The organism is Pseudomonas sp. GW821-FHT04C07, from assembly GCF_059420325.1.
This window is the reverse complement of sequence record NZ_JBWKTM010000013.1, coordinates 15,143-26,658: the sequence shown is the minus strand read 5'-3', so window position 1 is coordinate 26,658 and position 11,516 is coordinate 15,143. Positions and strand designations below refer to the sequence as shown.

General features: G+C 55.0%; 12 protein-coding genes, 1 tRNA gene and 2 pseudogenes. 8 read left to right on the top strand and 7 right to left on the bottom strand.

From position 1 onward, the window contains the following. Window positions 1-18 precede the first annotated feature (18 nt). The 3 genes from AC07UI_RS22120 to AC07UI_RS22110 all read left to right on the top strand — a co-directional run bounded on the left by AC07UI_RS22120 (window position 19) and on the right by AC07UI_RS22110 (window position 2,243). Window positions 19-711 (top strand): pseudouridine synthase, encoded by a 693-nt coding sequence (locus AC07UI_RS22120; protein WP_494994514.1) that lies wholly within the window; start codon window positions 19-21, stop codon window positions 709-711. 324 nt (window positions 712-1,035) lie between these two features. Then, entirely contained in the window at window positions 1,036-1,920 is an 885-nt protein-coding gene (locus AC07UI_RS22115) for an alpha/beta fold hydrolase (protein WP_494994513.1), read from the top strand. Between the two features lie 249 nt (window positions 1,921-2,169). After that, a tRNA-Gly gene (locus AC07UI_RS22110) sits at window positions 2,170-2,243 on the top strand. Window positions 2,244-2,407: 164 nt separating this feature from the next. Here AC07UI_RS22110 and AC07UI_RS22105 read toward each other — a convergent pair. Next, window positions 2,408-2,491 (bottom strand): annotated as a pseudogene (locus AC07UI_RS22105) (trans-aconitate 2-methyltransferase); the annotation flags it as partial. A gap of 433 nt (window positions 2,492-2,924) precedes the next feature. Between AC07UI_RS22105 and AC07UI_RS22100 the strand changes: the two are divergent. Then, the gene (locus tag AC07UI_RS22100) at window positions 2,925-3,479 is read left to right on the top strand and encodes a magnesium transporter (protein WP_494994512.1); all 555 of its coding nucleotides are present in this window, start codon (window positions 2,925-2,927) and stop codon (window positions 3,477-3,479) included. Between the two features lie 70 nt (window positions 3,480-3,549). Here the strand turns inward: AC07UI_RS22100 and AC07UI_RS22095 are convergent, their stop codons facing one another. The 5 genes from AC07UI_RS22095 to AC07UI_RS22075 form a co-directional block, all read right to left on the bottom strand. Then, window positions 3,550-3,867: a cytochrome C oxidase subunit IV family protein gene (locus AC07UI_RS22095; protein WP_216743721.1), complete on the bottom strand. Its 318-nt coding sequence runs from the start codon at window positions 3,865-3,867 to the stop codon at window positions 3,550-3,552. Window positions 3,868-3,928: 61 nt separating this feature from the next. Beyond that, window positions 3,929-4,642 carry a heme-copper oxidase subunit III family protein gene (locus AC07UI_RS22090; RefSeq protein ID WP_494994511.1) on the bottom strand — a complete coding sequence of 238 codons (714 nt, stop codon included), beginning with the start codon at window positions 4,640-4,642 and terminating at the stop codon, window positions 3,929-3,931. Between the two features lie 6 nt (window positions 4,643-4,648). After that, window positions 4,649-5,341: a cytochrome c oxidase subunit 3 gene (locus AC07UI_RS22085; RefSeq protein WP_494994510.1), complete on the bottom strand. Its 693-nt coding sequence runs from the start codon at window positions 5,339-5,341 to the stop codon at window positions 4,649-4,651. Continuing rightward, window positions 5,338-7,113: a cytochrome c oxidase subunit I gene (gene ctaD / locus AC07UI_RS22080; RefSeq protein WP_494994509.1), complete on the bottom strand. Its 1,776-nt coding sequence runs from the start codon at window positions 7,111-7,113 to the stop codon at window positions 5,338-5,340. The genes AC07UI_RS22085 and ctaD overlap by 4 nt, the downstream gene beginning before the upstream one ends. 42 nt (window positions 7,114-7,155) lie before the next feature. Continuing rightward, window positions 7,156-8,634 (bottom strand): c-type cytochrome, encoded by a 1,479-nt coding sequence (locus AC07UI_RS22075; protein ID WP_494994508.1) that lies wholly within the window; start codon window positions 8,632-8,634, stop codon window positions 7,156-7,158. Between the two features lie 386 nt (window positions 8,635-9,020). Here AC07UI_RS22075 and AC07UI_RS22070 point away from each other — a divergent pair. Then, window positions 9,021-9,155 (top strand): annotated as a pseudogene (locus AC07UI_RS22070) (IS5/IS1182 family transposase); the annotation flags it as partial. Window positions 9,156-9,323: 168 nt separating this feature from the next. Next, window positions 9,324-9,659, top strand: coding sequence for a hypothetical protein (locus AC07UI_RS22065; protein WP_494994507.1), 336 nt, complete (start codon window positions 9,324-9,326; stop codon window positions 9,657-9,659). A 48-nt stretch (window positions 9,660-9,707) separates the two neighbouring features. Here the strand turns inward: AC07UI_RS22065 and tam are convergent, their stop codons facing one another. Next, the gene (tam, locus tag AC07UI_RS22060) at window positions 9,708-10,478 is read right to left on the bottom strand and encodes a trans-aconitate 2-methyltransferase (RefSeq protein WP_494994506.1); all 771 of its coding nucleotides are present in this window, start codon (window positions 10,476-10,478) and stop codon (window positions 9,708-9,710) included. 318 nt (window positions 10,479-10,796) lie between these two features. On the opposite strand from tam, the gene AC07UI_RS22055 reads away from it, so the two are divergent. Continuing rightward, the gene (locus AC07UI_RS22055) at window positions 10,797-10,976 is read left to right on the top strand and encodes a type II toxin-antitoxin system HicA family toxin (protein WP_494994505.1); all 180 of its coding nucleotides are present in this window, start codon (window positions 10,797-10,799) and stop codon (window positions 10,974-10,976) included. 36 nt (window positions 10,977-11,012) lie between these two features. Continuing rightward, complete coding sequence (locus tag AC07UI_RS22050; RefSeq protein ID WP_494994504.1) at window positions 11,013-11,420, top strand: type II toxin-antitoxin system HicB family antitoxin; 408 nt, start codon at window positions 11,013-11,015, stop codon at window positions 11,418-11,420. The last annotated feature ends 96 nt before the right edge of the window (window positions 11,421-11,516 follow it).

The following is an 11,516-nucleotide window of genomic DNA, read 5'->3' as shown; positions in this document are numbered from 1 at the left end:
TCTGATCAGCCGATAGCCATGCGCGTTGACCGTTTCCTCAGCAACCTGCCCCGTTTCAACCGCAAACAAGTGCGCTTGCTACTGGTCGGGCGCAGGATCAAGGTCGACGGGCAAATAATCAGCGACCCTCACTTTGATGTGCGCGAGTTCAGCCGCGTGGAGTGCGACGACGAAGTACTGCAAGCCGGTAAACCGCCGCGCTACTTCATGCTGCACAAACCGCCGGGCTGCGTCAGCGCCACCAGCGACCCTGAGCACCCGACCGTGCTCGACCTCATCGATGAGCCGGACAAACACGAGCTGCACATTGCCGGGCGACTGGACTTCAACACCACCGGCCTGATGCTGATCACCAACGACGGCAGCTGGTCGCGACGCCTGACCCAGCCGCAGACCAAACTGGGGAAGATCTATTACGTCGAGACCGAACAAGACATCGGCCCCGAGTATGCGCAGACCTTCGCCCGGGGCCTGTACTTCGCCTTCGAAGATCTCACCACCCAACCGGCCGAACTGGTCGTGCTCGGGCCAAAGAGCGCGCGGCTGAGCATCGTCGAAGGCCGTTACCACCAGGTGAAACGGATGTTCGGCCACTTCAACAATAAAGTCCTGCGCCTGCATCGCGAATGCATGGGGCCACTGGTACTCGACGACGCTCTCGCACCCGGCGAGTATCGCCCGCTGACCGCTGAAGAAATCCAACAAATCTAAAACCCGCCGCCAAGTCACGACCATTCAGCAGAAAGTTGTCGATCAATTTACAAACGGCACTTGCGGGATGGGGATCTCCCTGCTTGAATCAAACCGTCGGCCGAAATGTGACCGATGAGTCACCAACGCATTCTAAGAAACCTTTTGCCGGCAGTGAGCCTTCAGGCTCCGCATTCCCCCCGGCAGATTGCCCGCCTATAACAATACCCGTCGACCAGATTTCACCGGATCGACATGGGCAAAAAATTCCAGGCGTATGCCTACCTGTCACAAAGCTCGTGCAATCTCATTGCGCGCATACCCGCTTGCCAGGAGTCTTATGACATGAGGCCAGAAATCGCTGTGCTGGATATACAGGGTCAGTTTCGGGTCTACACGGAGTTCTATCGCGCAGATGCCGCAGAAAAGACCATCATTCTGGTCAACGGCTCAATGGCCACCACTGCGTCCTTTGCCCAGACCGTGAAGAACCTTCATCCGCAATTCAACGTCGTGCTCTACGACCAGCCCTACGCGGGCAAGTCCAAAGCCCACAACGTGCACGAGAAAATGCTCACCAAGGAAGTCGAAGGGCTGATCCTCCTGGAGCTGATCGACCACTTCGCCGCCGAACACGTGTTGTCGTTTTCCTGGGGCGGCGCCGCGGCGTTGGTCGCCTTGGCCCATCGTCCACGGCGCATTGAAAGGGCCGTGATCAGTTCGTTCTCCCCAGTGGTCAACGAACCGATGCTTGACTACCTCGAACGTGGTGTCGACTACCTCGGCAGCCTGGACCGCGACCGTGTCGGCAACCTGGTGAACAGCACCATCGGCAAACACCTGCCGTCGTTGTTCAAGCGTTTCAACTACCGGCACGTCAGCAGCCTCGCCGAACACGAATACGGGCAGATGCACTTCCACATCAGCGAAGTGCTCAACAGCGATCGCCTGTGCTATCTCAACGCGGCCAAAAAAATCAACGTACCGATGCTGTTCATGAACGGCGAATGGGACGAATACACCTCCCCCGACGACGCCAAACTGTTCGCCAACCATGTGCAACACAGCACCTTCAGCACCATCCAGGCCGCCGGACACTTTCTCGACATAGAGCATAAAGCCGCCTGCCGAGACAGTCGCCAAGCCCTGATCGACTTTTTGAAACCGGCCCGACACGAAAGCCGACCGCGTTACCACTACGTTCGGGACCATCATGCATTGGCAATGTGAAACTGCGTCAACGCAGGCAACCTCGCTCCCCTAAGAACTCCACATTCTTGTAGGAGCGAGGCCTGCCCGCGAAAGACCGCAAAACGGTCTCTCACTTCATCTGTGCCCCGATCGTCAGCGCTGCCCCCGCCGCCGTCGACGATTGAATGTTGCCCACTGCGTCCCGAAAAAAAAACACATAAACGCAGATCCCCCCAAAGAAAAACTTCAAATCCCCGCCCACATCTGGTACAAAGTCAGCCGCTCTGAGCGGGTGTCGTATAATGGCATTACTCCAGCTTCCCAAGCTGATAACGAGGGTTCGATTCCCTTCACCCGCTCCACTTGATTGAATCCAACGTCAGGCAGCTTTGACGAGGGATGTAGAGACAACAAAAAACCGGCTCAGTTAGCCGGTTTTTTTGTGGGTGCGGTTTAAGTGCTGCTTTCAAGACCCACGTACAGCCCGTGTCGAAAGCGTCTGGAAGGACGAGCGCTTCGACCGTTTTTACTGCATCGCCACAATAAACAACCGTGGAAATGGCAACTGCACCCCGCCATCAGCCAACACGGGGTACGCCTGCTCGATCGCCCCGCCAACGAACGTCGACGCGCCGAAAATACGAGCCCCATGAGCGCCAGCTTGAAGCGCTGCGCCAGCAGCTCGGCAAACAGCCCTTGGGCGCGCATCCACGCGCCTGAAGGCTGTCATACAGCTCGCTGAGGTCACCCCGGTCTTCCAACAGTTCTAAACCAGCGTCTGGCCGATTTCAGGACCTGTTTCCGGCCTTGTTGGGCGAACTTTCTGGTGGCGCTGCGAGGCAGAATTCGTCGGGGTGCGCCAGGCCCTAATGCTGTTTTTAGATTTTGACACTTACCAGCATGTATGCCATGGAATGCTATACTTCGTTCGAATTGCATGAAGTGTGCAACGTTCCCCACGGGTACAGATACCGACTGCAAATTTCAGTTAACGGCTGCAGGACAGAGGAGGTCTACGGCAAAAGCGAGATGGGAGGTGTGGAGTGAATCGATACTATTATATCAGTGACAATTTCGACGATCTAGAAACCGTTGAAAATGAATTGGAAGCCAACGGCATCAATACCGAACAAATTCATGTGCTCAGTGAAAAAGCTTCTGATGTTGAACAACATCACCTCCACGAGGTTAACTCGTTAATGAAACAAGATGCTGTTCACTCTGGCGAGATTGGTGCGGTGGTCGGTGTGCCACTCGCGGCGCTGGTCCTTGGCGGTGCCTATTGGCTGGGTTGGACCAAATCCCCCGCAGGCTGGGTGCCTTTTATCTTCCTTGCCATTGTTGTATTGGGCTTCTGTATCTGGGAAGGTGGTTTTTTTGGTATCCAGGTGCCAAATACTCACTTCCGCAGTTTTAAACAGGTGGTAGAAGAGGGCAAACATATCTTCTTCGTGGATGTTGAGCCGGATCAGGAATCGGTATTGAACCGGGTAATCGAACATTATCCAAGGCTGAAGATCGCCGGCACGGGAGCGGCAGCCCCCCACTGGACAGTAGCCTGGCTGCACAGATGGCATCAGTTCAAGCGAACGATATAACGATATAACGCATAAAGCCATTTATTGCGGATTAGCCCCAGGAGGCTTCTTAAGGCCATCCGGAAGTTACTTATTGGCCGAAGAAAATTACCCGACTGAGGAAAACATAGTCCGCCTCGGTGGCCATCAGTCCGACGAGCACCAGTAAACATAAAGGTGGCACCAATATGGCGTAGACCATGGCCAACCGTTCCCAGGCCATATGCATGAAGACGGAGACAATTAAACCTGCCTTCAACAACATGAGAGTGATAATCAGGGACCACCTAAGGTAGCCCTGGAAGTGAAAATAGTCGACAAGGTACGACAGCGTGCTGAGGACGAATAACAGCCCCCAGATTTTAAGGTACAAACTAATTGGATGTTGCTGACCCTGAGCATGCGCCATCATCAGTGCTCCTCTTCAGAACCTGTTCATGATTGTCACGATCATGAACAGTCTCTTAGACCTACCATAAATAGAAGAAAGCAAAAATAAACACCCACACCAAGTCCACGAAGTGCCAGTAAAGCCCGGCTATCTCGACGATCTGATAGTTTCCGGAGCGCTCATAATCTCCCCGCAATACTTTCAGCGCCACAATGCTGAGGTAGATGACGCCGACTGACACATGCAGTCCGTGGAAACCGGTAATCATGAAAAAGCTGGCACCAAATTGCGCCGCCCCCATGGGGTTCCCCCAGGGACGAACCCCTTCTGCGATGAGCTTGCTCCATTCAAATGCCTGCATGCTGACGAAGGTCGCACCCAAGGCTGCGGTCGCCAGCATCAGGGCAGTGGTTTTCGCGCGATCACGGCGATAGGCGAAATTAACTGCCATGGCCATGGTGCCGCTGCTACTGATCAGCACAAAGGTCATGATGGCGATCAGAATAAGCGGGATTTCTCTACCGCCGATCGTCAATGCGAACACTTCACTAGGGTTCGGCCAGGCGCTGGTGATGGTCATGCGTACCGACATGTAGCCGGTTAAAAAACAGGTGAATACAAAAGTATCGCTGAGCAGGAATATCCACATCATCGCCTTGCCCCAGGGGACCTGCCTGAAAGCCTCTCTATCCGAGGACCAGTCGCTGGCGATGCCCTGCCATCCCGGTGCAGGCGGCGTGCCTGGTGGATTGGATGAACTGGACTCGACTGGGGCTGGTGGGTGCGATGCCATGGCTTTTCACCTCAGGCCGCAGAATCTGGCGATGGCTTCATAGGTTGCCGGCGTGCTGGTCAGCAGAGCGAATAGCACGAACCAAAGACCCAGTAAGTAATGCCAATAGATGGCACAGAGTTCTACGCTGGCGCCGAGTTGCGGCAACGGTACGTGATGCAGGAATTTAGCGACGGTTCTACTCCAGGCTATCAGCCCGCCCAGCAGGTGGAACCCATGCAGGCCGGTCAACAGGTAGAAGAAACTGTTGGCCGGATTGCTGGCGACAAAATAGCCCCAGGCGACAAACTGCTGCCAGACCCAGAGTTGTCCCGTCAGAAAGGCAACTGCAAATACGCCCCCCAATGCAAAGCCAATGACCGTTGCGTCCAGTCGAGCCTGTCGGGCGGCCATACGCGACCACTGCAGTGCGATGCAACTGAATACCAGAAAAGCCGAATTCAGCCATAGCTGCCATAGATTGGCTAACGGCGCCAAGGGCTCCGTCAAGGGTTGCCAGTCGGCCACCTGTGAGCGCTCGATAAAGGCGACCAGGAAGAGAAAGAATAACGAGCTCACCACGGCCAGAAACAAGCGCAGGCCTATTCTTGCGTTTTGGATTCTATCGGCACCCTCGACGGCCTGAATATCCTCAGGATCGCGACTCCAACTGCCGCCGGGATCAGCGCTGTCGGCGTTTTTCAATAGCAGTCTGTTCATGTTTTAACGTCCGCTATCCTGGTTCCGGCACTGAGTTGCCGCATCTGCTCCAGCTCCTCGGCGGAGACTGTTTGCGGAACGAAATCCTGCTCTATCCCCGGCACACTGTAGTCATAGGCCCAGCGATGCACGACCGGCAGCTTCGCTCCCCAGTTACCGTGTATCGGCGGGGTGTTCGGCGTTTGCCATTCCAGACTGGCTGCGCCCCAGGGATTACTGCCGGCAGGCTTGCCTCTAAATACACTCCAGGCCAGGTTGAACAGGAACAGCAGTTGGGAAACGCCGACGGTCAATGCGACCACCGTAATGAAGGCATTCAAATCTTGCGCAGACTGCGGGATGAACGCGTAGTTGTCATAGGCATAGTAGCGGCGTGGCATGCCCTGGAAACCCAGGTAGTGCATGGGGAAGAAGATCGCGTAGGTGCCCAGAAAGGTAATCCAGAAATGCAGCTTGCCCAGGGTGTCGTTGGTCATGCGCCCGGTTACTTTCGGGAACCAATGATAAATGCCGCCGAACACCACCAGTACCGGTGCGACACCCATGACCATATGAAAGTGGGCTACGACGAAATAGGTGTCCGAGAGCGGAATGTCCACGATCACATTGCCGAGAAACAACCCGGTCAGACCGCCGACCAGGAAGGTGACGATAAAGGCCAGGGCAAACAGCATCGGCACGGTCAGATGGATGTCGCCCCGCCACAGGGTCAGAATCCAATTGTAGACTTTCAGTGCGGTCGGCACCGCGATGATCAAGGTGGTGGTGGCAAAGAAAAAGCCAAAGTAGGGGTTCATTCCACTGACATACATATGGTGCGCCCAGACCACAAAGCTGAGCACGCCAATCGCGATAATGGCCCACACCATCATTCGGTAGCCGAAGATACTCTTACGCGCATGCGTGCTGATCAAGTCAGAGACCAGACCAAACGCGGGGAGAGCAACGATGTAGACTTCCGGGTGGCCGAAGAACCAGAATAGATGCTGGAATAATATTGGGCTGCCACCTTGGTGATTGAGCTGCTGCCCCAGCGAGATGATCGCCGGTATAAAGAAGCTGGTGCCCAACAGTTTGTCAAACAGCGTCATGACCGCACTCACAAACAACGCCGGGAAGGCTAGCAAGGCCATAATCGAGGCCATGAAGATTCCCCATACGGAGAGCGGCATGCGAAACAATGTCATGCCGTGCGTGCGCGCCTGCAACACCGTGGTTACGTAGTTCAACCCGCCCATGGTGGTTGCGACAATAAAAATCGCCAGTGAGACGAGCATCAGTACGATGCCCCACTCGGTCCCCGGTGTCCCCTTGGTAATGGACTGTGGCGGATAGAGCGTCCAGCCCGCACCAGTGGGCCCGCCAGGGACAAAAAAACTGGCGAGCAACACCAGTACCGCCAGCAGGTAGGTCCAGTAACTCAGCATGTTGACATAGGGGAAGACCATGTCGCGGGCCCCCACCATCAGCGGGATCAGATAGTTGCCGAAGCCACCCAGAAACAAGGCCGTCAGCAAGTAAATGACCATGATCATGCCGTGCATGGTCATCGCCTGATAGTAAGTACTGGCGTCCATGAACCCCAAACTACCGGGGAAGCCTATCTGCAAGCGCATCAAATCGGACAACACCACGGCGATGAGACCCACGAATATAGCCGTCAAGGAATACTGAATGGCGATGACCTTGTGGTCCTGACTCCAGATATATTTGGTCAGGAAACTTTTGGGTTCGTGCAGTGCTTCTGTTTCGGCTTGCTCCGCATAGGCCATCACGTCATCCTCCTGCTGAAGTTTCGGTGTATTGCTGGCTGCTTACGGCGACTTTCCTGGCTGCGCCTTGCTCGCATCAGCGTCGGCATTCGCTTTGGATTTGATAAAAGCGATCAGTGCGCTCAACTCCTTATCACTCGGCGTAAAGGTAGGCATGATGGGTGCGTAGCCCTTGACGATTTTGGCGTTAGGCTTAAGAACCGATTCTTTTATATAGTCCTCATCGACCTTTATCCTCGTATCGTCGTCAAGGGTTTCTGTCTTGCCATACAGGCCCTGCCAGCTGGGGCCGACGCCCTTACTGCCATCGACGCTGTGGCAGGCCAGACAGCCGAGCGACTCCGCCAGCCGCTGTCCCTGCGCCGCCAGGTCGTCACCTGGGCCCGACGCTTCGCTGGCAGAAAGTTCATCGCCCTGGCGCGCAGTACCCAGTGATTTGATCAGGGCGACGAGAGCACCCAGTTCATCTTCACTGAGAGTATAGGCCACCATGACTGGCGGGTAGCCCTGTACCCGTCGGGCCTTCGGATCGAGGATCGCCGCTTTCAGGTAGGCCTCATCGACCAGCACACTGGTGCCATCGGCAAGCTGCTCAGTGCGGCCGTACAGCCCCTTCCATCCCGGGCCGAGACTGGCACTGCCATCCTGGCTATGGCAGGCACTGCAGCCGTGCTTTTCGACCAACAGGCGGCCTTTTTCCAGCACGCTTTCCCGACTGGGCTTGGCAGCTGTCGCTAATGTCTGCGCAAAAGTCGGTTGGCTGCTCAGCCATTGATCGAAGGCGTCCTGTTCATCGACGATCATATGGCCGCGCATGTTGTAGTGCCCTACGCCACAATATTCAGCGCAAAGGATTTCAAACTTCCCGGTTTTAGTCGGCGTAAACCAAAAGTACGACACCATCCCTGGCACCATATCCATCTTGCTGCGCATTTGCGGTACATCGAAATCGTGCAGCACATCTTTAGAACGCAGTAAAACTTTTACCGGCTTATTGAGCGGAAGGTGAACTTCATTGCTTCTTATAAGCACATCGTCCTGCCCGGCAGGATCCATGGGATCAAGGCCGAAGGGGTTGGTGGAATCAACAAACTTGATATCCGATCTGCCCAGCTTCCCGTCCTGGCCGGGAAAACGAAAGGCCCACTGCCACTGCTGGGCGACCACTTCAAGTTCATAAGCTTTTTTCGGCACCCGGACGAAATCACTGTAAACAACCAGCCCTGGCGCCAACATCACGGCAATACCTACCGAGGTAACGATAATTAACCATAACTCCACCTTTTTATTTCCTGGCTGGTAGGCCGCCTTGGCACCCTCCTTGTGACGATAACGCATCAAGGCTACCGCCATAAATACCGTGATGGCGATGAAAAATATTCCGCTCATGACCAGGGTGATGAACTGGGTGGTGTCTATTGACCCCCAGTTGGAAGCTGCTGGTGTCGCCTGCCAAGGCGCTAGTATGTTGAACAGCACTGATGCAACAACGATTAGAATCAAGATAATTGCTATTGCCATTTTCTCTTCATCCTATTCCTGTTACTCGCTGGTTATGCAAAAGCATCGCCACTCAACAGCATCGTCAAATTAATATCAATCTGACGCCCAAGCAGGATAGACAAGCACCACCCATCCTGGCGGCAAAGTCAGCAAGAAGTATAGTGCATGAACGGAACAAGCGCTTTTTCTGAAAAACCCGACGCCCAGATATTCCAGTTCCAACATTAAGTTAATCGTTTAAAACCTATTCGCTACCTATAACTGCAGATACTCGGCATCACGTCTCCCGAGACTAATTTTGGCGTAGCGACTTGTTTCCGATCAGTCAAAATGATTAGGGAAACACTGAAAAAGACTTTCCAAACTTGATGAAATACGCCTATCCCGTCACACGAGCTTTTCCGATGAAGCAAATAACCTTCGCCGACGCCGAGTATGCCGGTAAGCATAAGCAGACCCGCAGAGAACGGTTCCTGATCGAGATGGATCGGGTAGTGCCGTGCAAAGGCTTGATCGCCCTGATCGAGCCTCACTACCCAAGCGAGACCCGGTTGCCAGCTATACTCAATTTCTGATTACGGACGGCAGAGATCGGCCAGAAGCGGCCCAAAAGACGAACCCTGCCCATGCGTAGTGATCGGCTAAGTGATGGCATTGAGAAGAGGCAAGAGCTACAGAGTCCAGCAGTCCACAACGGAGGTTTCGTCATGAGTACCTTGACGATCGAAGGCTGGTGCAAAATCAGCGGCGACCAAAAGTCCACCCCGGTGGGGGACATCCATTTTTACGTCGATGGCCCTCTCCACGTGCGTCTGGAGCAGGCCGAAGAACACCTGCAGAAGACCCATGAGCCTGAAGCCATGGTCGATGTCGATATGAACTCGCTGGACTTGATCATGCCGGAGGGATACGGCCCCTTGTCCGATTGCCAAATGCGTGTCTATTTGCACCACGAACGCGGTCAGTTCCATTTGGTCGGGCATCGAGCGAGCGATGGCAGCTTGATCTATTCCAACGCGGTTTTGGTTGATCAGCTGCTTTAGAAGCTACTACGTGCTTCTCGGCATCGGTTTTTCTCCGTGGGGGTGTTTTTACCGCGTTGCCACAATAAACAATCGTGGAAATGGCAACAGCACCCCGCCATCGGCCAACACGGGGTACGCCTGTTCGATCGCCGCGGTATAGCGCCGCAGGTACTCCTCCCGCTCCGCCTCGTCGAGCGGATCAAGAAAGGGTCGCAAGCCACTGCCCTTGAACCACTCCACCACCGCAGCGGCGCCGCCTGCAAGGGGGTGATGGTAGGTGGTGCGCCACACATCCACCCGGGCACAGCTTGAACTCAACAAATCGTAGTAGCCGTTTGCATCAGCCATCGCCGTTCGTTGGCCAGCCGCCCCGGCGAGTTTGTCGGCCCACGGGCCTTGGGCAGCCGTTTCGCGCATCAGCCGGTGGGCGGGTTCATTGAGATTATCTGGCATCTGAATGGCCAGACTGCCGCCCGGAGCGAGCCGCGCTACAAGAGACGGCAGCAGGGTCGTATGGTCAGGCACCCATTGAAGGACAGCGTTGGCCAGAATCACATCAAATGGGCCGGGCTCATCCCACCCTTCGATGGCCACCGTGTCGAACTGAACATCCGGTAAACGCTTGCGGGCGGCTTCGATCATGTCGAGCGAACTGTCCAGCCCTCGGACCGCAGCGTTCGGAAAGCGCGCCGCCAGCAGTTCTGTCGAATTACCGGGGCCGCACCCGATATCAATGACGGAACGGGCTTGTGTCGTGGGTACGGCGGCCAGCAGATCACGTACCGGACGCGTGCGTTCATCTTCAAAGACAACATATTGCCTGGCAGACCAGCTCATTGCGCGCTCCTGTCGGTTCGGTTCTTTGTCTTGATGGGTGGACCACTCTTCAGGTTAAAGCACGATACAACGACAAGCGTGCTTTGCTCCTGTGCTCGCCAAGGTATGCCGTGGCTGACATTCGGGCAATCACTGCCAAGCCCCCGAAAAGATTCAGAAACACATCAAGCTCAGGCAATCCGCACTCTCGCGCCTCACCTTTCTACACTTCAGCCCTTAACGCTTATCGGCACCCATCAGTTTTTTCGGTGGTTATAGTGTTGATAAGAAAATCTCAGTAGGTATAGTAACCACCTACACACACCACAGGGAGGTGTTGTGAATAGCCTGTTTTCGATAAGCCAAATCGTCGCTGACGGTTGGTATCTGGTAAGGGTCAGAGGTAGTCATCACCACTTCAAGCATCCGACGAAGCCCGGCCTGGTAACGATCCCTCATCCAGAAAAAGATTTACTGAAAAAGACGGCCACCAGCATTTTGAAGCAGGCTCTGCTCTGATGAACCGGTACACACCGTCCGTGGAGAACAACGAACATGCTTTACCCAATTGCGATTTCAATGGGCGATGAAGAACACGCCTGGGGTGTAGAAGTGCCGGATATTCCTGGCTGCTTTTCGGCCGGTGATGATCTGGACGATGCCATGGCCATGGCTCGGGAAGCCATCGAAGGCCACTTCGAAATTCTGGCAGAGGACGGCGCCCCGATCCCTCCCGCCAACAAAGTCACCGTTCATGCCGCCAATCCGCAATACGCGGGTTGCACTTGGGCTGTGGTTGATATCGATGTGACCAAGTACCTTGGCAAAGCCCAAAAACTCAACATCACCCTGCCCGGCTATCTGCTGACCCGTATCGACGAATACGTGCTCCATCACCCGGAAGAGAAAAGCCGCTCGGGGTTTCTGGCCTCGGCAGCGCTGAAGGTGTTGCAGCAGGGTTGAACGTCTCGGAAAGAAGGTGCGGCCCGAACTTTTGCAAGAGCGGTAGCGGCCGATGATGATGTTGGCGGGGGTGCAGCGGTAAGTACTGCTCAATCG

Excerpts from the sequence above, each read along its gene's own strand:
- AC07UI_RS22095 (WP_216743721.1), bottom strand. The coding sequence starts at position 3,867 with ATGGCGCATGCTCAGGGTCAGCAACATCCAATTAGTTTGTACCTTAAA.
- AC07UI_RS22065 (WP_494994507.1), top strand. The coding sequence starts at position 9,324 with ATGAGTACCTTGACGATCGAAGGCTGGTGCAAAATCAGCGGCGACCAA.
- AC07UI_RS22075 (WP_494994508.1), bottom strand. The coding sequence starts at position 8,634 with ATGGCAATAGCAATTATCTTGATTCTAATCGTTGTTGCATCAGTGCTG.
- ctaD (WP_494994509.1), bottom strand. The coding sequence starts at position 7,113 with ATGGCCTATGCGGAGCAAGCCGAAACAGAAGCACTGCACGAACCCAAA.
- AC07UI_RS22115 (WP_494994513.1), top strand. The coding sequence starts at position 1,036 with ATGAGGCCAGAAATCGCTGTGCTGGATATACAGGGTCAGTTTCGGGTC.
- AC07UI_RS22085 (WP_494994510.1), bottom strand. The coding sequence starts at position 5,341 with ATGAACAGACTGCTATTGAAAAACGCCGACAGCGCTGATCCCGGCGGC.
- AC07UI_RS22120 (WP_494994514.1), top strand. The coding sequence starts at position 19 with ATGCGCGTTGACCGTTTCCTCAGCAACCTGCCCCGTTTCAACCGCAAA.
- tam (WP_494994506.1), bottom strand. The coding sequence starts at position 10,478 with ATGAGCTGGTCTGCCAGGCAATATGTTGTCTTTGAAGATGAACGCACG.
- AC07UI_RS22050 (WP_494994504.1), top strand. The coding sequence starts at position 11,013 with ATGCTTTACCCAATTGCGATTTCAATGGGCGATGAAGAACACGCCTGG.
- AC07UI_RS22090 (WP_494994511.1), bottom strand. The coding sequence starts at position 4,642 with ATGGCATCGCACCCACCAGCCCCAGTCGAGTCCAGTTCATCCAATCCA.